The sequence below is a fragment of the Kribbella amoyensis genome (assembly GCF_007828865.1).
In the GTDB taxonomy this organism is placed as follows: domain Bacteria; phylum Actinomycetota; class Actinomycetes; order Propionibacteriales; family Kribbellaceae; genus Kribbella; species Kribbella amoyensis.
Genome location: NZ_VIVK01000001.1, coordinates 4853465 through 4875624, shown reverse-complemented (window position 1 = coordinate 4875624; position 22160 = coordinate 4853465). Strand labels below are relative to the sequence as shown.

Sequence of the window (22160 nt, the reverse complement as noted above, 5' to 3'; positions counted from 1 at the left end):
TCAGACCGTGGTGCCCTGCAGGTTGAGGTACACCTGACGGGTCGCGGTCGAGCGGTTCAGGGTGATGAAGTGGATCCCCGGCGCGCCGCCCTCGAGCAGCCGGTCGCACAGCTCGCTGGCGATCTCGATCCCGGCCGCGCGGACCGCCGCCGGGTCCTCCTCGACGGCGTGCAGCCGGTCGGTCACCGCGGTCGGCAGCGCCATCCCGGTCAGCTCGGCCATCCGCTTGATCTGCTTGATGTTCGTCACCGGCATCACGCCCGGCAGGATCGGGATGTCGCACCCGTACGCCGCGGCCCGGTCGACCAGCTGGAAGTAGTCGTCCGCGCCGAAGAACATCTGGGTGATCGCGTAGTCGGCGCCCGCCTTCGCCTTCGCGGCCAGCATCCGGGCGTCGAAGTCGAGGTCGCTGGCCTCCGGGTGCTTGTCCGGGAAGGCCGCGACGCCGACACAGAAGTCCCCGAGCTCGCGGACCAGCTCGACCAGCTCGATCGCGTGGTTGAGGCCCTCCGGGTGCGCGACCCACGGCTTGGTCGGGCCACCGGGCGGGTCGCCCCGCAGCGCGAGCACGTTGCGGACGCCGGCGCCGGCGTAGGCACCGATCACCGAGCGGAGCTCGTCGCGGCTGTGCGCGACGCAGGTGAGGTGGCCGAGCGGGGTCAGCGAGGTGTCCTGGGCGACCCGCTCGGTGACCCGGATGGTGCCGTCGCGGGTGGTGCCGCCGGCGCCGTACGTGATCGAGACGAAGGTGGGGCGGAGCTGCTCGATCTCGCGGATCGACCGCCACAACACCTCTTCGGCCTCGGGCGTCTTCGGCGGGAAGAACTCGAACGAGAAGGACCGGTCCCCTGATCCGAGCAGTTCACGAATCGTCGGCGTGCTGCCGGGGCGCGTCGAGGGAAGACCGTTGACCATCCCCCAAGGCTACCGGGACGTGGGCGCACCAGGGCGGACCGACTACCCTCCGAGACGTGCATGCCGACGCAGACATCCCGACCGAGATCCAGCGGGCGCTGACCGAGTTCCTCGACGTCCAGCAGACCCGGCTGGCCGAGATCGGCCCCGAACTGACCGAGGTGGTCCAGGCCGCCCGCGACGCCACCAGTGGCGGCAAACGCCTGCGGCCCTCCTTCTGCTACTGGGGATTCCGGGCCGCCGGCGGTGATCCGCGCGAGCCCATCCTGACGGCCGCGGCGAGCCTGGAGATGCTGCACGTCAGCGCGCTGGTGCACGACGACGTGATGGATTCCTCCGACGTACGCCGTGGCGCGCCGGCCGCGCACAAGCGGTTCGAGGCGCTGCAGCGGGCCCGGTCGGAGGCGAGCGGACTCGGCGCCGACCCGGTCGGCTTCGGCCTCGGCGCGGCGATCCTGCTCGGCGACCTGTGCCTGATCTGGGCCGACGAGATGCTGCACACCTCCGGGTTCGACGCGGCCGCACTGGCGGCGGCGTCCAAGTTCTTCGACGCGGTCCGGGTCGAGGTCACCGCCGGCCAGTACCTCGACCTGGTCGCGCAGGCGAGCGGCGAGTCCGACATGGATCGCGCGTTGCGGGTGCTGCGGTTCAAGGCGGCCACCTACACGATCGAGCGACCGCTGCACATCGGCGCCGCGCTCGGCGGTGGCGGCCAGCACCTGGTCGACTCGCTGTCCGCGTACGGCCTGCCCCTGGGCGAGGCGTTCCAGCTGCGCGACGACCTGCTCGGCGTCTTCGGCGACCCGACGGTCACCGGCAAGCCGGCCGGCGACGACCTGCGCGAGGGCAAGCGGACCGTGCTGATCGCGTACGCCGTGGACCACGCGTCCGAGGTGCAGCTGGCCGAGTTCGACCGGTTGTTCGGCCGGCCGGACCTCGGCGACGACGAGATCCAGCTGCTCCGCGAGATCCTGCAGGACAGCCGCGCGGTCCAGGCCTGCGAGGACCTCATCACCGAGCGGACCGAGGACGCCCTGGACGCGCTGGACCGGGCCCCGATCGAGGACGAGGCGGCCCGCAAGGCGCTGGCCGATCTCGCGGTCGCCGCGACGTCCCGCAAGCTCTGAGCACGGGGCACCAGTGGCCCAGCGCCTCAGGAGTCGGCGAGCATCGCGACCAGGTGCAGCAGCTCGGCGGTCGACCGGGGATCGCCGAGCAGGATGACCTTGAGCACGCCGCGTTCGGTGTCGTGGATCAGCTCGGCCCGGATCCGGCCGATGCCGTCCTGCTCCAGCGTGGCGGTCACGTAGGTGCTGATCCGGTCGGCGCCCGCCTTGTCGATCGCGTCGATCTGCACGATCGCGGACACCTCGACCGAGCGACCAGCCGCGCCCGGGGCGACGCTGGTCCCGGTGAACTCCTCCAGGTCCTCGCGGGCGATCCGGTACTGCTTGCCGATCCGGTGCGCCTTCAGCCGACCGTCGCGGATGTAGTTGCGCACGGTCCGGACGTGCAGGCCGAGCCGGTCAGCCACCTGGTCGACGGAGAGCAACTCCTGCGGCATCGGACTCCTTAGAATTCCCTAGAGATGAGCCTGTGAGGAAGTTTACGGAACTTTGAGGACATGCTCTAGATTGCGCGGTATGGTGGAACCGGTCACCGCGGTCGCGCCGGCGTTGCGGCGGCTGCGGATCCTGCGGCAGGACTGGCTCGACCTGTCCTTCCTGCACTGGGCCGTGGAGCCGTCGAGCATCGCCCGCTTCTTCCCGCCCGGCACGGTGCCCGACGTCTTCGACGGTGCCAGCTATGTCGGGCTGGTGCCGTTCCGGATGGCCGACAGCGGGTTCCCGCACGGCCCGGCGTTGCTCAGCACGTTCCTGGAAACGAACGTCCGGCTGTACTCCGTCGACGTCACCGGTCGCCGTGGTGTCGTCTTCCTCAGCCTCGACGCCAACCGGCTCGACGTGGTCGCCGCGGCTCGGACGGTCTTCGGCCTCCCCTACCGATGGGCGCGGATGCGGTACCGCCGACAGGGTGCCCACCACGCGTACAGCACGACGCTGCGCCGGCCGGGAGTCAGCGCGGCCAGCACCGTCGAGGTCCAGGCCGGCGCCGCCTTGTCCGCGGGACCACTGGAACACTTCCTCACCGCGCGGTGGGGTCTGCACGTCGCCCGCGCCGGACGGACGTGGTACCTCCCGAACGACCACCCCGCGTGGTCCCTGCGGACCGCCGAGCTCACCGCTTTCGAAGACGACGGCCTGCTCGCCTCGGTCGGACTCGGCGAGCTCGGCACCCGTCCACCGGACCACGTCGCGTTCAGCAACGGCGTACCGGCTCGCTTCGGCCTACCCGTCCCAGCGACTACAGCACGGGCAACGCGCTGACCAGGTCCGGCACGTCGGCCGCTTCGCGGAGCAGGATCCGCAACTGGCCGGACTCGTTCGCGTCCTCGGCGAAGATCTGCAGCGCCACGTCGACGGTGTCACGGTCGTGGTCGAGCAGCTCGCGCCAGCCCTCCCACAGCACCACCTCGGGCTCCCCCGTCGACCGGTCGCTGAGGGAGTCGGCCAGCGCGTCCCAGTTCCGGCCGAACCAGCGCGGCAGGTCGAACGCGGTCGCGCAAACGTCGAGGAACCCGGCCTTGTCGAGCACCGCCGTGGTGTCCAGCAGCACGAACCCCCAGCCCTCGGTGGTGACCGTCTGGCGGACCTGGTCGGCCGGCTGTGTGGACAGCAGGCGGTAGACGCCCGGGCGGACTCCCTCGTCGAGCACCTTGCGCAGCTCGGTCATCCGGCCTTCCCCTTGTCCTCGGCGATCCGGCGGAACGACTCGTAGTGGTCGTCGGTGTAGTAACGCTCACCGTTCTTCCCGGTCACGATCCGGCGCGCGCCGCGACTTTTCTCGCCCGGCGTCTTCACGGTGTACTCGCGGTAGTACCCGCGGTCGTGCTGCGGCAGGATCTTCTCGAAGTTCCCGAACACCACACCGTCCCGGTCGTACGGGTACGGCCCGCCCTGGTCGATCAGCTCGAGCGTCTGCCGCGCCTCGGACGGCAGGTCGGCCGCCGCGACGTACGTCAGCCCGCTGTCCGGGTCCTTGCCGGACGCGCCGCTCCCCTTGTCCGCCGCCGCGCAGCCGAACAGCGACGCGGCGAGCGTGATGACCAGCATGGCGATCACGACGACCGCGATGATCCGGGCCGTCTTCGGGTTGTTGATCACCCGGCACCCGCCAACCGCCGGACGAACTCGGCGGCCGCGGCGCCCGGGTCGTCGGCCTCGGTGATCGCGCGGACCACGACCACCCGGGTCGCGCCGGCCTCGACCACCTCGTCCAGCCGGCCGAGGTCGATCCCGCCGATCGCGAACCACGGCTTCGGCTGCGTCCGGCTGGCGGCGTACGCGACCAGCTCGAGTCCGGCGGCGGACCGGCCCGGCTTGGTCGGGGTCGCCCAGGTCGGGCCGACGCAGAAGTAGTCCGAGCCGACTTCCTCGACGGCCGCGTTCACCTGGCTGAAGGTGTGGGTGGACCGGCCGACGACCGGCTCCGGCCCGACGATCGCCCGGGCCGCGTGCACCGGCAGATCGCGCTGGCCGAGATGCAGGACGTCGGCGCCGGCGGCGAAGGCGAGGTCGGCGCGGTCGTTCACGGCCAGCAGCTTGCCGTGCCGCTTGCACGCGTCGGCGAACACCTCCAGCGCGGCCAGTTCGTCGGCCGCCTCCATCTCCTTCTGCCGGAGCTGGACGATGTCGACCCCGCCGGCCAGCGCCGCGTCGAGGAACTGCGGCAGGTCGCCCTGCCGTTCCCGCGCGTCGGTACACAGGTAGAGCCGGGCTGCTTCGAGTCGGTCACGGGGTCCCGCGGTGTGGTCTGTCACAACGCTCAGCCTGCCATGTCTGTCATCTGTATACCGACGTCCTGACCGGGGCGGTGGGGCGGGGAAGGCATTAGTACTGTTAGCGCATGGTCGAGGAAACCACCGATGTCGTCGTGGTCGGCGCCGGGCTGATCGGCCTGGCCGTCGCCTGGCGGCTCGCGGCATCCGGTATCCAGGTGACGGTATGTGACCCGACACCCGGCACCCAGACCTCCTCGGTCGCGGCCGGCATGCTGGCCCCGGTCACCGAGGTCGAGTACGGCGAGGACGACCTGCTCGCGTTGAACCTCGACAGTGTGGCCGCGTGGCCCGCGTTCGCCGAGGAGCTCGAGTCCCTCACCGGGCTCCCCGCCGGCCTGCACCGCACCGGGACGTTGTCGGTCGCGTACGACGTGGACGACGCGGCCGCGATCCGCCGGCTGGCCGAGTACCAGGAGCGGCTGGGCCTGGACGTCCAGGTACTGACCGGCCGGGAGACCCGCAGACGCGAGCCCCTGTTGGCTGCCGGAGTCGCCGGTGGAGTGTGGGTCCCGGGCGACCACTCCGTGGACAACCGCCAAGCCGTTGCCGCACTGCTCCGCGCGGTCGAGGTGACCGGGGTCCGCCTGGTCCGGCAGAAGGTGGCCCGTGTCCTCACCAGCGGCAACAGAGCCCTCGGGGTCGAGCTGGAGAGCGGCGACACGATCAGGTCCGGCCAGGTCGTCGCCGCGGCCGGTCCGTGGACCGCGCAGCTGGCCGGAGTCCCCGACGAGCTTCGGCCGCCGGTCCGGCCGCTCAAGGGCGAGATCGTACGGCTCCGCGTTCCCGAGGCGTACCGGCCCGCGTTGCAGCACACGGTGCGCGCGACCGCGAAGGGGTTCTCGGTGTACCTGGTCCCCCGGCCCGGCGGCGAGCTCGTGGTCGGGGCGACGACGTCCGAGCTCGGGTACGACACCCGGGTGCTCGCCGGTGGGGTGTTCACGTTGCTCCGGGACGCGCGGATGGTGCTGCCGATCACGGACGAGCTGGAGCTGGTCGAGACGGTCGCCGGACTGCGGCCCGCGACGCCGGACAACGCGCCGATCCTCGGTCCGTCCGGCCTGGACGGACTCGTCTGGGCGACTGGGCACTACCGCAACGGCGTCCTGCTCACGCCGATCACCGCGCAGCACATCGCCGAGACCGTGCTGACCGGCTCCGTCCCGAAGGCGGCCGGGTCGTTCCTGGCCGAGCGGTTCCGCGGATCTCACGGTGGGCACCGAGCGGACGGCGACGCGTCCGGCCGACCTAAGCTAGCGAGGTGAGTGAGGCCATGAAGGTACTGGTCAACGGCAGCGCCGAGCAGCTGGACGCGGGGACCACGGTCGCCGAGGTCGTCGACCGCTGGGCCCGTAGCCCGATCGGGGTCGCGGTCGCGGTGAACGAAGCGGTGGTGACCCGGGCGGAGTGGCCCGGCACCACCTTGGCCGATGGGGACCGGGTGGAGATTCTCACCGCGGTCCAGGGCGGGTGAGGAGGATCCGATGAGTGACGACACCCTGGTCCTGGCCGGGATCGAGCTGACGTCGCGGCTGGTGATGGGGACCGGCGGTGCCCCCAGCCTCGAGGTGCTGGAGGAGGCCCTGGTGGCGTCCGGCACGCAGCTGACCACGGTCGCCCTGCGCCGGCTCGACCCGGGCCAGCAGGGCTCGGTACTGGACGTGTTGCGCAAGCACGACATCGCCGTCCTGCCGAACACGGCCGGTTGCTTCACTGCGGGCGAGGCCGTCCTCACCGCGCGGCTGGCGCGGGAGGCCTTGCAGACCGACCTGCTCAAGCTGGAGGTCGTTGCCGACGACCACACGTTGCTACCCGACCCGGTGGAGCTGCTCGACGCCGCCGAGACGCTGGCCGCCGACGGTTTCCAGGTACTTGCCTACACCAACGACGACCCGATCCTGGCCCGCCGGCTGGAGCAGGCCGGGTGTGCCGCGGTGATGCCGCTCGGTTCGCCGATCGGTTCGGGCCTGGGGATCCGGAACCCGCACAACATCAGCATGATCGTCGAGGCCGCGCAGGTTCCGGTCGTCCTCGACGCGGGGATCGGGACGGCGAGCGACGCGGCGCTGGCGATGGAGCTCGGCTGCGACGCCGTCCTGCTCGCGACCGCGGTCACCCGCGCGGAGCGGCCGGCCCTGATGGCCGCGGCGATGCGGGACGCGGTCACGGCGGGACGCGGTGCGCGGCTGGCCGGCCGGATTCCCCGCCGGTTCCACGCCGCGCAGGCCTCGTCCCCGCTCGAAGGCCGCGCCTCGTTCTGATCCGTACCCCGATCGGTTGCTCTCGGCACCTGTTGCCGAGAGCAATTTTATGTGGGGGTGAACAACACCGATGTAGTTCAGGCGTCAACTGTCAAGGTTGGATAACAGCCGTAACAAAAGCCCCACTCGCACCTGTTGTCACATCAGCACCACCACTTACGGTCAAGGGACGTTGACACGGGGAGATGGATGATGAGCAACCCGAGCGAGCAGACACCGGAACCCGGCCAGGACGTCCACCCGAGCAGCCGCCGACGGACGATCGCGCGAGTGCTGACCGGCCTCGCGGTCCCGGTCATCGCGGCCGCCGTCATGACCGCGGGCTCCCCCGGACTAGGCCAGTACCGGGTCAAGCAGGGCGACACCCTGAGCCACATCGCGGCCCGGCACGGCACCACGGTCAAGGCACTGGTCTCACTGAACAACCTGCCGGGCAACGGCAACGCGATCTACGCCGGCGAGGTCCTCCAGGTCCCCGGCCCGAGGAGCACGCACAACCAGCCGAAGCAGGCCCCCGCGCAGTCGAGCCGCGGCCGGATCACGTACGTGGTGAAGTCCGGTGACACGATCAGCGGCATCGCCAAGCGGTACCACGTGACCCAGGGGTACCTGCTGTCGGTGAACGGGATGAAGCCCTCGGACCACATCTTCATCGGCAAGCCGATCCAGGTCCCGGTGCCGGTCCCGGCCGCGAAGCCCAAGAAGAAGAACAACACCTTCGCCGGCCGGACGTACGCCGACCACGTGGTCGAGGCCGCCGACCGGAACCGGGCGACGCTGAAGAAGCGCAAGCTGCCCGGCCGTGGCCAGGTCCGGTCGATGATCATCGCCACCGCCAAGAAGCACGGCGTGGACCCGGAGCTCGCGCTGGCGATCTCCTGGCAGGAGTCGGGCTGGAAGCAGCGGGTCGTCTCCCCGGCCAACGCGGTCGGCGCGATGCAGGTGATCTCGTCGACCGGGCGGTTCGCGTCGGACATCGTCGGCCGCGACCTGGACCTGCTGCGGACCCAGGACAACATCACCGCCGGCGTGGTCCTGCTCGACCGGCTCACCGCGGCGGCCCCGCTCGACGTGGCGGTCGCGGCGTACTACCAGGGGCTCGGCGGGGTCCGGAAGAACGGGATGTACGCGGACACGAAGGTGTACGTGCAGAACGTGCTCCGGATCAAGGCCAAGCTGGAGTCCGGCTGGAACCCGGCCGCCTGAGCGGGTCCCGGTCACGGGGCGTCAGCGGCGTGGCCGGGTCGCCCGGAGGCTGTGACTGAGCGTGGTCCGGCGCGGCGACCCGGAGCGGCGTGGGCGCCTTATTTACACTCTCAGAGCAGACAGGCTTCGAGAGGCGGCTCACCGCACGTGACGGACGACGTAGACACCCAGGTCGGCGATCGCCTGGTCGGGCGCGTGCTCGACGGGCGGTACCGCGTGGGTGCGCGCGTCGCCAAGGGCGGGATGGCGACCGTCTACGAGGCCCTGGACATGCGGCTGGACCGGGTCGTCGCGCTCAAGGTGATGCACCTCGGGATGGGCGACGACGCCGAGTTCGGCCGCCGGTTCGTGGCCGAGGCGCGGGCCGCCGCCCGGCTGTCCCACCAGAACGTCGTCGCCGTGTTCGACCAGGGCGAGGACGACGGCACGCTGTTCCTCGCGATGGAGTACGTCCCCGGCCGCACCCTGCGGGACGTGATCCGCCAGCACGCCCCGCTCTCCCCAGGTCGCGCGCTCGACCTGCTGTTGCCGGTGCTGTCCGCGTTGTCCGCGGCCCACGACGCCGGCATCGTGCACCGCGACATCAAACCCGAGAACGTGCTGATCTCCCACGACGGCACGGTCAAGGTCGCCGACTTCGGCCTCGCCCGCGCCGTCACCACCACCGGTCAGACGGCGACCCAGGGCCTGTTGATGGGTACCGTCTCCTACCTCGCCCCCGAGCTCGTCACCGACGGCAGCGCCGACGCCCGGTCCGACGTGTACTCCGCGGGGATCCTGCTGTACGAACTCCTCACCGGGTCCAAGCCGCACACCGGCGAGACCCCGATCCAGGTCGCGTACGCCCACGTCCACACGGACGTCCCGCCGCCGAGCCAGGTGCAGCCGGACATCCCGCCGTACGTCGACGCGCTGGTCCAGCGGGCGACAGCAAGAGACCGGGACCACCGTCCGTCCGACGCGCGGGTGCTGAGCCGCCAGGTCCGCCGGGTCCGCAGTGCGCTCGAGGAGGGCCTGCCGGACGACCCGGAGCTGACCGGGGACCTGACGATCCCGCTGCAGCAACTGCGCGAAGAGGGCGGGTACGACGACGACGGGTACACGCGCGGTGCGGGGTACGTCGAGCACCGGCCGAACGAGTACGACGCCGACGAGTACGGCCCCGGTCGGTACGGGTACGCGGAGTCGGAGGGGTACGGCCGGGGGCAGGAGCGGCCGCGGCGGAACGACACGATCATCGTGCCGGTCGACCGTGGGCGTGATCCCGGTCAGGCCTCCGGTCGTGGTTCCGGCTCCGGTTCGACGCCGCGGGTGCAGCCGATCCAGCCTCGCCGGGGACGCGGCCTGATCGCGCTGATCGTCGTGCTCGCGCTGGCGCTCGGCGTCGGCTCGGCCGCGTGGTACTACGGCATCCACCGGTACACCGCGACCCCCGTCCTGCTGAACCTCAGCGCCGCCGAAGCGAACACCAAGGCCGGCGAGCTCGGCCTGCGGACGACGTTGCGGGGCCAGGACTTCTCCGAGACGGTGCCGCGCGGTCAGGTGATGAGCACCGAGCCGGGCCCGGGCGACCGGATCCGCAAGAGCGGCGAGGTCGGCCTGATCGTGTCGAAGGGTCCCGAGCGGTACCGGGTGCCCCAGCTGGCCGGTCTCGAGACGGACGCGGCCAAGCGCGCGATCGAGGCGCTCAAGCTGGTCACCGGCAAGGTCACCGAGGCGTACAGCGAGACGGTGCCGGTCGGCCGGGTGATCACGTTCACGCCGAAGTTCGACACGGTGATGAAGCCGGGCAACACGGTCAATCTCTGGGTGTCGCTGGGCCGCAAACCGATCCAGGTCCCGGACCTGACCGGCAAACCGTTCAAGGAAGCCAACCGCACGCTGCGCAAGGCCGGCTTCGGCATCGAGCGCACCGACGCGTACGACGAGAAGGTCCCGGCCGGGTCGGTGGTGAGCCAGACGCCGAAGGACGGCACCCTCTTCGCCAGGGACAAGGTGAAGCTGGTCGTCTCGAAGGGCCCGCCCCTGGTCGAGGTCCCGAACGTCCGCCGCAAACAACTCGCCGAAGCCCAGAAGCTCCTCACCGACGCGGGCTTCAAGGTCAAGGTCGAAAAGGCCCCCTTCCACCTGGGCCTCAACCTGGTCGCCGGCCAGAACCCCGCCGCCGGCCAGAAGGCCCAACCAGGCACCACCATCACCGTCACCATCCTCTGACCCCAGCCGCGGCCGCGGGGAACGTGATGCCGGCTACGTCCGGTGCAGGTGGGCGGTTCGGGCCGGTTCGGGGTCTGGTTAGCTTTGGCCGTGAATCGGGCGCGGGTTGCTGTTCTTGCCTTGCTGGCGGTGGCCGCCGCTTGGGGATCGACGTTCTTCCTGACCAAGGATCTGCTCACGCGGATGGACGTCGCCGACTACCTCGCGGTGCGGTTCCTGATCGCCGCCGTCGCGCTGATCCTGGTGCACCCGCCGGCGATCTCGAAGTTGTCCCGGCTCGACCGTGGTCGTGGGGTCGCGCTCGGTGTCACCTACGGCATCGCGCAACTCGTCCAGACCGAGGGCCTGCGGCATACGTCCGCGAGCGTGTCCGGGTTCGTCACCGGGATGTACGTCGTGTTCACCCCGCTGCTCGCCGCGGTCATCCTGCGGCACCGGATCGGCCGTTGGGCCTGGATCGCGGTAGGTCTCGCCACCATCGGTCTCGGGGTGCTCTCGCTGCGCGGGCTCAGCCTCGGGACCGGGGAGATCCTCACCCTCGCCTCGGCCGGCCTGTACGCGCTGCACATCATCGGGCTCGGCGCCTGGTCCACCCCGTCGAACGCCTTCGGCCTGTCCGCGTTGCAGATGGTCGTGATCACCGCCGTCTGCGCGATCGGGGCGATCCCGGGCGGGTTCTCGTTGCCCAGCGGCGGTGGTGACTGGGTCCGGGTGATCTACATGGCCCTCGTCGCCGGCGCGCTCGCGTTGATCGTGCAGACCTGGGCGCAGGCTCATCTCACCCCGACACGGGCCGCGATCGCGATGACAATGGAACCTGTGTTCGCGTCGGTGTTCGCCGTACTGTTCGGGGCGGACCAGGTCACCGCGCGGCTGCTGATCGGGGGTGCCCTGGTGGTGAGTGCGATGTACCTGGTGGAGCTGGCGCCGCGACGGAAGATCGAGGCCGAGGTCCAGCATCTCGGGCAGTAGGAGGGTAGTGATGCGGGACGACAGCGCGCGGCGGATCCGGTGGTACCCGGTCGCCGTCATCGCCGTCCTGGTCGCCGTGCTCGCGGCCGGGACGGTCGCCAACCTGCGCCGTAATCCGCAGCCTCAGCTCGTCGCCGACGGGATCCCCGGCCGCCCGTTGCCAGCGGCAAGCACGTTGACCGCGGCCAGCCCCTTGTCCGCGTCCAGCGACCTGGTCCGGTACGCACTCGCCGACCTGGACGCGCTCACCCTGCCCAACGGCGCGACCCTGGCCGGCTGGGACGGACCCTGGCGGTACGTGTGGCCGCGGGACGCCTCGTTCGTCGCCGCCGCGTACTGCTCCGTCGGCCGGTACGCCGAGGCGGCCGGCGTTCTCGGGTTCCTCGATCAGGTGCGGCCGTCCGCGGGGCGCTGGGCCGCTCGGTACTCCGCGGAGGACGGCAAGGTCATCGAGGACGGCCGGGAGGACCAGTTGGACGGGTCCGGCTGGGTCCCGTGGGCGACGTGGTTCTGCGGGCGGGACCTGTCACGGTACTGGCCGATGGTGAAGCAGTCGGCGGATCAGATCGTCGCCGAACTCGGTCCGGACGGCCTGCCCGCCGCCTCCCCCGACTACTGGGAGCGCCCCGAGAACGAGGTCACCCTCGGTACCGTGGCTCCCCTGCTCACCGGGTTGCGCGCCGGGATCGCGATCGCGCGGACCCTCGGTCACCGGACCGAGCTGGACAGCTGGCAGAACGCGCTGGACCGGTTGTCCAAGGCAACGGACACCGCCTTCGGCCCGGAGTACCCGAGAACGCCGGCCCGGGCGGTCTCCGCGCTGGAGCCGGGGCTCGGGCGGAGCAGGATCGGTGGTGGGGCGGACGCGATCGTGACCGTGCTCGGCCCGCCGTTCGCACCGGAGCGCGCCGAGGTCCGTACCGCGATCGAGCGGACGCACGGAGTCCTGACGTTGCCGAACGGCGGCGTGACTCCGGGCGAGCAGTGGCGGGCCGACGGGGTCGCGTGGACTCCGCAGACCGCGTTGTTCGCGCTGAGCGCGGCGGCCCGTGGTGACCGCGAAACCGCCACGGACCTGCTGCGCTGGATCGATGATCACCGGACGCCGTCGGGCGCGATCCCGGAGAAGGTCAACCGCGATCTCCAGCCGGCCGGCGAGGCGCCGCTGGGCTGGACGTCCGCGATCGTCGTCCTCACCGTCGCCGCCCTCGACCGACCGCTACCGACTCCGTAGCGGTCACCCACCACTCACCAAGCTGCGCACGACCGCCGCCCCACCGCGGAGTTCAGCGGTGGGGCGGCGGTGGGGCGAAGGTTAGTGAGTGGTGGGTGCCCGGTCAGCAGATCTCCATCACGTCGTGGGTCGGCGCCTCGGGGCGGTTGGTGCTCGTGCGGGAGCTGTAGAAGAAGGCGGTCGAGGCGATGTCGTCCTGGAGCGGCAGGTAGCGGCCGCCGGAGCGCCAGCCGAGGGCCTGGACGTCGGCACGCAGCTTGCTGCTGAAGCGGATCGGGTCGGGCAGGTGGAACCGGTACATGCCGAACCGCTGCTGGCTCGCGTACAGACCGTCGGGCCGGATGACCTGCGGCATGCCGAGGTACGGCGTGCTGAACTCCGCGTAGCCGCCGCGTTCGACGCCGAGGTCGAAGTTCCAGGCGCCGCCGAAGTAGTCCTCGGTCCCGGTGCCGCAGATGGTCGGGAACTCCTCGTCGTCGTCCAGGTAGAACTTGACCTCGCCCTCACCCCACCAGCCGGAGCTGTTCACGCCCCACGCGATGTACGTGCCGACGTAGTGCCCCGGCCCCTCGACGCCGTCCAGCAGCACATGCGTGGTCTTCGACGGGAGCGGGTTGCTCCGGCGCCACTGCGCGTGCAGGTACGCCGACTCCTCGGCGACGTCGCCGAGCCAGTAGTCCACCTGGAAGTAGACGATCACCGGCTCGTCGTGGGTGTTCTCCAGGGTCAGCCGGGCCTGCGAGCGGAACGGCATCTCCCAGTAGCAGTTGAAGCCGCCGTTCGGGTTGACGGCGACCGGCAGCGAGTTGACCTGGGCGAACCGGCCCCAGCCGGAGCAGAAGAAGTCGCCGACCGGTGCCTCGATCGCGGGCGCCTCGTCACCGTCCCAGTGCGCCCGCAGGACGAGCTGGCGCCAGTGGTTGCGGTGGGTGGTGAGCCAGATGTGGGTGATGGCGCCGGAGCCGGCGATGTCGGCCAGCGTGACCGTCTCGCCCGCTCCGATCTCGATCGACGGCGACACCTTCCAGCCCTGGCCGAGGTCGCGCGCCGCCCGCGCCCCGGTGCCTTCGGTACGGCGCCCGCCCTGGCCGGGCTCGCCGGTCGGGTTCTCCGCGCTGATGGACCGCGTCCGGGCGGCCGAGATCGCGCTGATACCGGTCAGGTTCCCAAGAGTCATGCCAGCGACCCTAACAAGAAATCGATTTCCAGCGCGATGGTTCGCCCCGGAGTACCCGACCTGGGTACTGCCGATCAGCAGGGCCGGACCTCCGCGGTGAAGCCGTGCACGAAGGAGAGGCAGGCCCACGGGCGGCCCTGATCGGCCTTGGCTCGGACGATGAGCGGGTACGCGTCCGCGCCGCGGATCTCGGGACTGCGCTCGGTCTTCAGCGAGCCGACGGCACCGCCGCGCGCTTCGGCGGCGGCGCGAACGTCCTCCACGGTGACGGCGCTCGACCCGCCCTTCGCCGCGGCGGCCTCGGCGTCGTCGGCGACCGCCAGCGCGAAAGCGATCTCCGGCGGTTCGGACCACACCGTCGACGTCACCGGGAAGACCACGCCGAACATCACCAGCCCGACGACCGCGATGATCTGCCGGGCACGCCGGCCCCGGTCGGCGGCCAGGATCCCGGCGCACCCGAGGGCCATCGCCAGGGTGAGGCCTCGCAGGACCCAGTGCCGGTCGAGGCGGACGTCGACCGCCAGAGCGGCGACGACGGCGATCACCAGACAGGCCGCGGCGGCCAGGCCCGCGCGGGCGCGCGGCGAGAGGGAGGTCATGGGCGCAGACGATAGTGCGCCACCGTTCGTCGCAGCGAACCAGCCGTTCGGCGCGCCGATCCGGGTACAGGTTCAACCAGTGCGGACGCTGCTGGCAGATTCGTCGGTGTCGTCCCACCCGCCCCCGAGGGATTGGACCAGTCTGTGAACGACGTCCCCGAAACCCCAGGCCCCTGGAGCATCTCGCGTCGCCGTGCCCTCCAGCTCACCGGCGGTCTGGCCGCCGCCGGCACCGTCTCGACCACGACGGCGACCTCGACCGCGTCCGCAACCGGTACAACCGAGTCGGCTCAGGCAGGCCCCGCGACCTTGACGCAAGGCACGAACTTCATGGTGTCGGTGTCGCCGGACGGCCGGTGGCTCGCGGTCGACCTGGTCGTGGCGATCTGGGTGATCCCGGCCGCGGGTGGAGCGGCGCGGCGGCTCACCGACGACCTGCAGGACGCGACCCGGCCGCGCTGGTCGCCGGACGGCCGCGAGCTGGTGTTCCAGTCGTACCGGGACGGGAACTTCCAGCTCTGGACGATCCGGCCCGACGGCAGCGGACTACGCCAGCTCACCACCGGCAGGTACGACCATCGTGAACCGCACTTCACCCCGGACGGTCGCTCGATCGTGTTCTCGTCGGACCGCGGCGGCAGCTACGGCGTCCACCGGCTCGACCTGGCGACCGGCGAGATCGTCGCGCTGACCGACGAGCCGAGCGAAGAGGCCGAGCCGACCGTCTCGGCGGACGGCGGCAAGATCGCGTTCACCGTCGACACCGCCTCGATCGCCGAACTCGACCTCACCACCGGACAGCGGCGGACCGTCGTCGCCGCGCAGACCGGCGTCACCCTCTTCGGCCCGTCGTACTCCCCGACCGGCGAGCTCGCCTACGTCCGGCTCGGTGGACCGATGTGCGACCTGGTGATCGGCGATCGGACCGTGACCAGTGGCAAGGACGTGTTCGCGGTACCGCCGTCGTGGGCGTCGGCCGAGGCGCTCTACTTCACCGCCGACGGCCTGGTGATGAAGCACACCGTCGGTGGTGCGGCCGAGGTCGTACCGTTCACCGCGAGCGTTCCGGTGACGTCACGGCGCCCGCGTCCGAAGACACCCGACCTCGACTCCGGCCGGCGACGGCCCGTTCTCGGGATCGCGAGTCCGACCGCCTCGCCGGACGGCAAGTGGCTCGCGTTCCGGGCGCTCAACGCCCTCTGGCTCGCACCGGCCGACGGACGTGGCCGGCCCCGGAAGATCGTTGCCGACGGCTACTTCAACTCGGACCCGGACTTCTCCCCCGACGGCCGCAAGCTGCTCTACGCGAGCGACCGGGATGGTACCGCGGACCTCTGGCTGCACGATCTCGCGACCGGTGCCGACCGCAAGCTCTCGTCGTTGCCCGGGGCCCAGACCGCGCCGCGGTTCTCGCCGGACGGCCGGCAGGTGGCGTACCAGGACCAGGACGGCATCGCCTGGGTGCTCGACCTCGCCTCCGGGAAGCCGCGGCAGGTGTCACCGACCTTGTTCCAGCCGGGCCGGGTGAGCTGGTCGGCGGACGGGCGGACCCTCGTACTCGCCGCGGTGAAGCCGTTCTCGAAGCGGTTCCGCGAGGGCACCAGCCAGCTGTTGTACGTGGACGTGGCGACCGCCGAGTTCGAGTACGTCGCGCCGATGCCGTTCCGCTCGCTCGCGACCCGGGGCGACGACGGCCCCGTCTTCTCGCCCGACGGCGAGCGGCTCGCGTTCGTGGTCGAGAGCGTCCTGTACGTCGTACCCGTGGACGCGCGTGGCCGGTTCACCGGTGAGCCGAAGGCGGTGACGTCCGAGGTCACGGACTCGCCGCTCTGGCTCGACGACACCACGGTGCTCTACCTGAACAACGGCCGGTTGCGGCGTACCGATGTGGACGGGGCCCGGCCGCGGACCGTGAAGCTCGACCTGCAGTGGGAACGCGCCCAGGTGAACCAGCGGCTGACGATCCACGCCGGCGCCCTCTGGGACGGCCGGGCCGGGGAACTGCGCGACGACGTCGACCTCGTGATCGACGACGGGAAGATCGCCGCGGTCCGCCCGCACCGGGGTACCGCCGACGTCGATGCGTCCGGGCTGACCGTGATGCCCGGACTGATCGACGCGCACAACCACTGGCATCTCCGCGGTCGCGCCTGGGGAGCTCGCCAGGGCAACCTCTGGCTGGCCTACGGGATCACGAGTACGCGCTCACCCGGCGATCCCGTGTACCAGATGCAGGAGACCCGGGAAGCGCTGGCGCACGGCACGCTGACCGGTCCGCGGTACTTCGCGACCGGCGAGGCGATCGACGGGTCGCGGGTCTACTACAACTTCATGCGGCCGACCCTGTCGTTGCGCCAGTTGGAGCTGGAACTGGACCGCGTCGAGGGACTCGGGTACGACCTGGTGAAGACGTACGTGCGGCTGCCGGTCGAGTACCAGCGTCGCGCGGTCGCCGCCGTCCACCGGCTCGGGCTGCAGCTGTCGTCGCACTACCTCTACCCGGCCGAGCACTTCGGGATGGACGGGATGGAGCACACCGGCGCGACCAACCGGCTCGGGTACTCGCACACGGTCAGCCGGCTCGGCCGCGCATACGCCGATGTGGTCACGTTGTTCACCCGGGCCGGGCTGTCGGTCACGCCGACGTTGTTCAACTCGACGATGGCGCACGTGGACGACCCGTCGCTGCTCACGGATCGGCGGACGACGACGCTGTTCCCCGAGTGGGAGTACGCCGCGTTCCAGGCCGAGGTGGACACCGCATCCGGACCGGCCGGGGTGACGACGCGCGAGCTGCTGCGGGGCAACGTCGACATGGTGCTGCGGATCCACCGGGGTGGTGGGTTCGTCATCGCCGGGACCGACGCGCCGCTCGACAACGTCGCCGTCTCGCTGCACGCGAACCTCCGGTCGATGGTGGCCGGCGGGTTCACCCCGTACGAGGCGTTGACGACGGCGACCCGGAACCCGGCCCGCTGGCTGAACCTCGAGGACCAGCTGGGCGTGATCAGGCCGGGTGCCCAGGCGGATCTTGCGTTCGTCCAGGGAAACCCGCTCGCCGATATCCGCGCGGCGGCCGCGGTCCAGCAGGTGATGATCGCGGGCAAGCTGCACACGGTCGACGAGTTGCTCAAGCCCTTTACGAGCACCGCGCGCACCACGGCGGCCGGGCCGAGGCCGTTGCAGCGAGCCAAGGCGCATGCGCACGACAGCGAGTACTGGTGGCACGAGCCGGAGTGGTTGCACCGAGTCTGCTGCGAGGGCTGAGCCCGGGCACCGGATCCGATCGGGACGCCCTGGTCAGGAATGTTCGACGCGGTCGGTGGCCAGACCGCGGCTGGCCAGGGCATCCGCGAGGGTGCCCCGCTCCTGGGCGGCGACGAGCTCGGCGGCCAGGTCGCGCAGCTTGAGGTTGGAGTTCTGCGAGCCGCGCTTCAGCACCTCGAACGCGACCTTGGCGTCCACCTCGTACCGGTGCATCAGCAGGCCCTCGGCCTGGCCGATGACCGTCCGCGTGTCCAGCGCCTTGTACAGCTGGTCGATCAGCGACCGGCTGTCCAGGAACATCTGCGCGTTGTCGAACGCCACCCCGGCGTGCATCGCGAACAGCAGCGCCAGGTCGTACGTGATGTCGCCGAACGCCTCGGGCTTGGCGGCGAACAGCACGAACGCGGCGCCCGACCCGTTGCGCGCCGGCAGCGGCAGCAGCAACGCGCTGCGGTACCCCGCGTTGAGCATCGCGGCGGTGAACTCCGGCCAGCGCCGGTCCCCCGCCGCGTCGCCGATCCGGTGCGGTTCGCCGTACGCGAGGACGTCCTGGAGCGGGCCGTCTAGGCGGAGCAGCTGGTCGCCGAGGGTCGCCCGGGCCGGCTCGATCGCCTCTGGTGCGGTCGAGTGATGCCGCGCGATCACCTCGAAGCGTTGCTCGGTGCCGATGACGATCTCGGCCTCGTCGCAGTCGGGCACCCCGCCCACGACCCGGCGGACGAACCGGTCCAGGGTCGCCGCGACGTCGTCGGTCTCCACCAGGCGGCTGACCTCGGCCAGCTCCTGCGCGATTGCGATGATGTGCTCTGCCACTCTTGCATTTTGCCCTGCCAAGCCGTCATTCCCTACATCGTCGGCCCAGAACGACGGGCTGTCGTCAGGCCGTCACCGGATCAGAACGGCAGCTTCGGCTGCGGCGGCCCGTGCGTCGGGTCCACACCGTCGAACAGGCTGCTCACCGACTCGCCGACGTGGATCCGTTTGATCGCCTCGGCGAACAGCGTGGACACCGAACGGGTCTTCAGCTCCGGGAACCCGTGCGGCCGCGGCACCGTGTCGGTACTGATCACCTCGGTGATGGACGGGTGCGACCGGAGCCGCTCGACCGCCCGGCCCGCGAACAGCCCGTGTGTACAGGCGATCGCGGCCTGCGTACAGCCGAAGTCCTTCAGCCGGTCCAGCAGCTCGATGATCGACCCGCCGGTGGCGATCTCGTCGTCCAGCACGATCGCCTTCCGGCCGGCCACGTCACCGACGATCGCGTCGATCACCACCCGGTCGTCGGCCAGCCGCTGCTTGCTGCCCGCGGCCACCGGCAGCCCGAGCAACCGGGCGAACTGGGTCGCGGTCTTCGCGTTGCCCAGGTCCGGGCTGACCACGACGGTGTCGCGCAGGTCGGTGGCGCGGAAGTGCTCGGCCAGCTCGCCGATCGCGGTCAGGTGGTCGACCGGGACGGAGAAGAACCCGTGCACCTGCGGCGCGTGCAGCGCCATCGTCAGCACCCGGTCGACGCCGGACGCGACCAGCAGGTCCGCGACCAGCCGACCGCCGATCGAGATCCGGGAGGCGTCCTTCTTGTCCGACCGGGCGTACGCGTAGTGCGGGATCACGGCGGTGATCTGGGCCGCCGACGCGCCGCGGGCGGCGTCGGTCATCAGCAGCAGCTCCATCAGGTGCTCCTGGGTCGGCGGCACCAGCGGCTGGATGATGTACACGTCCCGCTGCCGGCAGTTCGCCTGCAGCTGGACCTGCAGGCAGTCGTTGCTGAACCTGCTGATCTCCACCGGCGAAAGCTCCACGCCGAGCTCGGCGCAGATCCGCTCCGCCAACTCCTGATGGGCATTTCCGCTGAACACGACGATCTCTCGCACGGCTCTCCCCGAACGCTGTGACCCGACGCCCCGCAGCTTATCCCGATCGCGTCCCGTCCCCGACCACGCGTCCACAGCCCAGCGTCAGCTGGTCAGCAGGCGCGCCAGGGTCTGGGCGGCGGTACGGCAGTCGGCCGTGGACGCGTCGAGATGGGTGACCAGGCGGAGCTGGGTGGCACCGACGCCGCCCACGAGGACGCCTTCGGCGCGCGCTGCCTCGACCACCTCGGCGACCGACCTGCCGGTGGCAGCCAGGTCGGCGACCACGATGTTCGTCTCCACCTGGTCCGGCTTGACCGAACCAGGCGCTGCGTCGGCCAGTACCGCCGCGATCAGGCGGGCGTTCGCATGGTCCTCGGCGAGGCGATCGACGTTGTGCTCCAGGGCGTACAGGCCGGCCGCTGCGAGGACTCCCGCCTGCCGCCAGCCGGCGCCGAGACGCTTGCGCCAGACGCGGGCTTCGCGAATCAGCTCGGCGGATCCGACGAGCACCGAGCCGACCGGAGCACCGAGCCCCTTCGACAAGCACACGCTCGCCGCGGCCGCCCGGGACGCGTACGCCGCGACCGGTACGCCGGACGCCACCGACGCGTTCCAGAGCCTGGCGCCGTCGAGGTGTAACGGCAACTCGGCCTCGTCGAGCAGGTCGGCGAGGGCGTCGAAGCCGTGCTGGATCGCGCCGCCGCCGAAGTTGTGCGTGTTCTCCACCGACACGGCCGCCGTGGTGACGAAGTACGGGCCGAGGTCCGGGGCGATCAGGGCGCGGACCTGCTCCAGGTCGATCTGGCCGGCCGGGGCGCTCCACGTCCGCGTGGTGACCCCGCTGACGGCCGCGTGGGCACCCAGTTCGGCGCGGGCGATGTGGGCGCTCGCCTCGCACAACACCTCGGTCCCTGGCGGTGCGAGGGCGCGAACGCCGAGCACGTTCGCGAGCGAGCCGGTCACGGTGAACAGCCCGGCCTCGTGCCCGAGCAGGTCGGCCACCGTCTCCTCGAGCTGGTTGACCGTCGGGTCCTCGGCGTACACGTCGTCGCCGAGTGGGGCGCTCGTCATCGCGGCCAGCATGCCCGCCGACGGGCGGGTCACCGTGTCCGACCGGAGGTCGATCACGGTCACGCCCGGGCGCCGTGCAACCGCTCGGCGACCAGGAACGCCAGCTCGAGGGACTGGTGCCTGTTCAGCCGCGGGTCGCAGGCGGTCTCGTACCGGTTGACCAGATCCTCGGCAACCAGTTCCTCGCCGCCGCCCAGGCACTCGGTGACGTCGTCGCCGGTGAGCTCGACGTGCAGGCCGCCCGGCCAGGTGCCGACCTGCTCGTGCGCGTCGAAGAAGCCCTGGACCTCGTCCACGACGTCGTCGAAGTTGCGGGTCTTGTACCCGTTCGGGGTCTCGAAGGTGTTGCCGTGCATCGGGTCGCACACCCACGCGATCGGCGAACCGTGGTCGCGGACGGCCTCCAGCAACGGCGGCAACGCCGCGCGGATCTTGCCGGCGCCCATCCGGGTGATGAAGGTCAGCCGGCCCTCGACACCCTTCGGGTTCAGCTTGTCGATCAGGGCGCGGATGTACTCCGGGGTCGTGGTCGGCCCGATCTTGACGCCGAGCGGGTTGCTCAGCGAGGCCAGGAACTCCACGTGCGCGCCGTCCAGCTGGCGGGTCCGCTCGCCGACCCAGAGCAGGTGGCCGGACACGTCGTACGGCTGCTGGGTGCGCGAGTCGATCCGGGTCAGGGCGTGCTCGTACTCCAGGATCAGCGCTTCGTGGGACGCGTAGAAGTCGACCGTCCGGAACTCCTCGGAGTTCGCCCCGCAGGCGCGCATGAAGGCCAGCGCGCGCTCGATCTCGGTGGCCAGCCGCTCGTATTTCTGGCCGACCGGCGAGGACTTCACGAAGTCGGTGTTCCAGGCGTGCACCTGGTGCAGGTCCGCGTACCCACCGGTGGTGAAGGCGCGGGTCAGGTTCAGCGTGGCGGCGGCCGCGTTGTAGACGCCGCGGAGCCGCTCCGGGTCCGGGATCCGGGCCTCGGGGGTGAAGTCCAGCCCGTTCACCGCGTCGCCGCGGTACGACGGCAGCGTGACGCCCTCGCGGGTCTCGTCGCCGGAGCTGCGGGGCTTGGCGTACTGGCCGGCGATCCGGCCGACCTTCACCACCGGCACGCTGGCGGCGTACTGGAGCACGACCGACATCTGCAGCAGCACCCGGAGCTTGGCCCGGATGTTGTCCGCGGTCACGCCGTCGAACGTCTCCGCGCAGTCACCGCCCTGGAGCAGGAACGACTCGCCGCGCGTCACCGCGCCGATGCTGGTGGTCAGGTCGTCGCACTCGCCGGCGAACACCAGCGGCGGCAAGGTCCGCAGCTGACCGATCACACCCTCCAGCGCCGCCTGGTCCGGCCACTCGGGCTGCTGCAGCGGCTTCAGGGCCCGCAGCTCGTCCAGAGTCGGGACTCCCGGTACGACCCCCGCGCTCAATGTCGCAAAATGCATGGGCCAACCATATTCGAGCGGCTCCGGACCGTGCGCGGCCGTCTCACCTCAGCCGAC

General features: G+C 71.1%; 21 protein-coding genes. 10 read left to right on the top strand and 11 right to left on the bottom strand.

All coding sequences use genetic code 11. The features are described from left to right. Positions 1 to 915 (bottom strand): methylenetetrahydrofolate reductase [NAD(P)H], encoded by a 915-nt coding sequence (metF, locus tag FB561_RS22860; RefSeq protein ID WP_145810017.1) that lies wholly within the window; start codon positions 913 to 915, stop codon positions 1 to 3. A 56-nt stretch (positions 916 to 971) separates the two neighbouring features. Here metF and FB561_RS22855 point away from each other — a divergent pair, with 56 nt between their 5' ends. Continuing rightward, the gene (locus FB561_RS22855; RefSeq protein ID WP_145810015.1) at positions 972 to 2042 is read left to right on the top strand and encodes a polyprenyl synthetase family protein; all 1071 of its coding nucleotides are present in this window, start codon (positions 972 to 974) and stop codon (positions 2040 to 2042) included. A gap of 26 nt (positions 2043 to 2068) precedes the next feature. Here the strand turns inward: FB561_RS22855 and FB561_RS22850 are convergent, their stop codons facing one another. After that, complete coding sequence (locus FB561_RS22850) at positions 2069 to 2479, bottom strand: helix-turn-helix domain-containing protein (protein WP_145810013.1); 411 nt, start codon at positions 2477 to 2479, stop codon at positions 2069 to 2071. Positions 2480 to 2558: 79 nt separating this feature from the next. Here FB561_RS22850 and FB561_RS22845 point away from each other — a divergent pair, with 79 nt between their 5' ends. Continuing rightward, a complete protein-coding gene (locus FB561_RS22845) occupies positions 2559 to 3302 on the top strand; it encodes a YqjF family protein (protein WP_145810010.1) in 744 nt (247 codons plus the stop codon). On the opposite strand, the gene FB561_RS22840 is transcribed toward FB561_RS22845, so the two are convergent. From FB561_RS22840 to thiE, 3 genes are read right to left on the bottom strand one after another with little or no spacing between them, the layout of a single operon-like run. Beyond that, positions 3280 to 3708, bottom strand: a complete 429-nt coding sequence (locus tag FB561_RS22840; protein WP_145810007.1) for a barstar family protein — start codon at positions 3706 to 3708, stop codon at positions 3280 to 3282. The genes FB561_RS22845 and FB561_RS22840 overlap by 23 nt on opposite strands. Then, positions 3705 to 4139 carry a guanyl-specific ribonuclease gene (locus FB561_RS22835; RefSeq protein ID WP_202880713.1) on the bottom strand — a complete coding sequence of 145 codons (435 nt, stop codon included), beginning with the start codon at positions 4137 to 4139 and terminating at the stop codon, positions 3705 to 3707. The genes FB561_RS22840 and FB561_RS22835 overlap by 4 nt, the downstream gene beginning before the upstream one ends. Next, positions 4136 to 4795 carry a thiamine phosphate synthase gene (gene thiE / locus FB561_RS22830; RefSeq protein WP_145810005.1) on the bottom strand — a complete coding sequence of 220 codons (660 nt, stop codon included), beginning with the start codon at positions 4793 to 4795 and terminating at the stop codon, positions 4136 to 4138. The genes FB561_RS22835 and thiE overlap by 4 nt, the downstream gene beginning before the upstream one ends. 86 nt (positions 4796 to 4881) lie before the next feature. On the opposite strand from thiE, the gene thiO reads away from it, so the two are divergent. The 7 genes from thiO to FB561_RS22795 all read left to right on the top strand — a co-directional run bounded on the left by thiO (position 4882) and on the right by FB561_RS22795 (position 12700). Beyond that, positions 4882 to 6078, top strand: a complete 1197-nt coding sequence (thiO, locus tag FB561_RS22825; protein ID WP_145810002.1) for a glycine oxidase ThiO — start codon at positions 4882 to 4884, stop codon at positions 6076 to 6078. Continuing rightward, positions 6075 to 6287, top strand: coding sequence for a sulfur carrier protein ThiS (thiS, locus tag FB561_RS22820; protein WP_238334989.1), 213 nt, complete (start codon positions 6075 to 6077; stop codon positions 6285 to 6287). The genes thiO and thiS overlap by 4 nt, the downstream gene beginning before the upstream one ends. Before the next feature lie 10 nt (positions 6288 to 6297). Next, a complete protein-coding gene (locus FB561_RS22815; protein ID WP_145809999.1) occupies positions 6298 to 7074 on the top strand; it encodes a thiazole synthase in 777 nt (258 codons plus the stop codon). Positions 7075 to 7266: 192 nt separating this feature from the next. Continuing rightward, a complete protein-coding gene (locus FB561_RS22810; protein ID WP_145809997.1) occupies positions 7267 to 8280 on the top strand; it encodes a LysM peptidoglycan-binding domain-containing protein in 1014 nt (337 codons plus the stop codon). A gap of 147 nt (positions 8281 to 8427) precedes the next feature. Further along, positions 8428 to 10494, top strand: a complete 2067-nt coding sequence (pknB, locus tag FB561_RS22805) for a Stk1 family PASTA domain-containing Ser/Thr kinase (protein ID WP_145809995.1) — start codon at positions 8428 to 8430, stop codon at positions 10492 to 10494. Positions 10495 to 10584: 90 nt separating this feature from the next. Continuing rightward, the gene (locus FB561_RS22800; protein ID WP_238334988.1) at positions 10585 to 11466 is read left to right on the top strand and encodes a DMT family transporter; all 882 of its coding nucleotides are present in this window, start codon (positions 10585 to 10587) and stop codon (positions 11464 to 11466) included. A 10-nt stretch (positions 11467 to 11476) separates the two neighbouring features. Next, positions 11477 to 12700, top strand: a complete 1224-nt coding sequence (locus tag FB561_RS22795; RefSeq protein ID WP_145809990.1) for a glycoside hydrolase family 15 protein — start codon at positions 11477 to 11479, stop codon at positions 12698 to 12700. 103 nt (positions 12701 to 12803) lie between these two features. On the opposite strand, the gene FB561_RS22790 is transcribed toward FB561_RS22795, so the two are convergent. Continuing rightward, the gene (locus FB561_RS22790) at positions 12804 to 13877 is read right to left on the bottom strand and encodes a glycoside hydrolase family 172 protein (RefSeq protein ID WP_145809987.1); all 1074 of its coding nucleotides are present in this window, start codon (positions 13875 to 13877) and stop codon (positions 12804 to 12806) included. Between the two features lie 74 nt (positions 13878 to 13951). Then, positions 13952 to 14479: a hypothetical protein gene (locus tag FB561_RS22785; protein WP_145809985.1), complete on the bottom strand. Its 528-nt coding sequence runs from the start codon at positions 14477 to 14479 to the stop codon at positions 13952 to 13954. 144 nt (positions 14480 to 14623) lie between these two features. Here FB561_RS22785 and FB561_RS22780 point away from each other — a divergent pair, with 144 nt between their 5' ends. Beyond that, the gene (locus FB561_RS22780) at positions 14624 to 17746 is read left to right on the top strand and encodes an amidohydrolase family protein (RefSeq protein ID WP_145809983.1); all 3123 of its coding nucleotides are present in this window, start codon (positions 14624 to 14626) and stop codon (positions 17744 to 17746) included. A gap of 33 nt (positions 17747 to 17779) precedes the next feature. Here FB561_RS22780 and FB561_RS22775 read toward each other — a convergent pair whose 3' ends face one another. From FB561_RS22775 to FB561_RS22760, 4 genes are all read right to left on the bottom strand, one after another. Then, on the bottom strand, positions 17780 to 18559 hold the full coding sequence (locus tag FB561_RS22775; RefSeq protein WP_145809980.1) for an ANTAR domain-containing protein: 780 nt from the start codon (positions 18557 to 18559) through the stop codon (positions 17780 to 17782). Between the two features lie 80 nt (positions 18560 to 18639). Then, on the bottom strand, positions 18640 to 19617 hold the full coding sequence (locus FB561_RS22770) for a ribose-phosphate diphosphokinase (protein WP_145809978.1): 978 nt from the start codon (positions 19615 to 19617) through the stop codon (positions 18640 to 18642). Positions 19618 to 19701: 84 nt separating this feature from the next. After that, on the bottom strand, positions 19702 to 20733 hold the full coding sequence (locus tag FB561_RS22765) for a threonine aldolase family protein (protein WP_337692319.1): 1032 nt from the start codon (positions 20731 to 20733) through the stop codon (positions 19702 to 19704). Next, a complete protein-coding gene (locus FB561_RS22760) occupies positions 20730 to 22103 on the bottom strand; it encodes a class II 3-deoxy-7-phosphoheptulonate synthase (protein WP_238334987.1) in 1374 nt (457 codons plus the stop codon). Before FB561_RS22760 ends, FB561_RS22765 begins: the two co-directional genes overlap by 4 nt. Positions 22104 to 22160 lie beyond the last annotated feature (57 nt).

What these genes read in the sequence shown, in the direction of transcription:
- metF (WP_145810017.1), bottom strand. Translation starts at nt 915, where the DNA reads ATGGTCAACGGTCTTCCCTCGACGCGCCCCGGCAGCACGCCGACGATT.
- FB561_RS22850 (WP_145810013.1), bottom strand. Translation starts at nt 2,479, where the DNA reads ATGCCGCAGGAGTTGCTCTCCGTCGACCAGGTGGCTGACCGGCTCGGC.
- FB561_RS22845 (WP_145810010.1), top strand. Translation starts at nt 2,559, where the DNA reads ATGGTGGAACCGGTCACCGCGGTCGCGCCGGCGTTGCGGCGGCTGCGG.
- FB561_RS22840 (WP_145810007.1), bottom strand. Translation starts at nt 3,708, where the DNA reads ATGACCGAGCTGCGCAAGGTGCTCGACGAGGGAGTCCGCCCGGGCGTC.
- thiO (WP_145810002.1), top strand. Translation starts at nt 4,882, where the DNA reads ATGGTCGAGGAAACCACCGATGTCGTCGTGGTCGGCGCCGGGCTGATC.
- FB561_RS22815 (WP_145809999.1), top strand. Translation starts at nt 6,298, where the DNA reads ATGAGTGACGACACCCTGGTCCTGGCCGGGATCGAGCTGACGTCGCGG.
- FB561_RS22810 (WP_145809997.1), top strand. Translation starts at nt 7,267, where the DNA reads ATGAGCAACCCGAGCGAGCAGACACCGGAACCCGGCCAGGACGTCCAC.
- FB561_RS22795 (WP_145809990.1), top strand. Translation starts at nt 11,477, where the DNA reads ATGCGGGACGACAGCGCGCGGCGGATCCGGTGGTACCCGGTCGCCGTC.
- FB561_RS22790 (WP_145809987.1), bottom strand. Translation starts at nt 13,877, where the DNA reads ATGACTCTTGGGAACCTGACCGGTATCAGCGCGATCTCGGCCGCCCGG.
- FB561_RS22785 (WP_145809985.1), bottom strand. Translation starts at nt 14,479, where the DNA reads ATGACCTCCCTCTCGCCGCGCGCCCGCGCGGGCCTGGCCGCCGCGGCC.
- FB561_RS22760 (WP_238334987.1), bottom strand. Translation starts at nt 22,103, where the DNA reads ATGCATTTTGCGACATTGAGCGCGGGGGTCGTACCGGGAGTCCCGACT.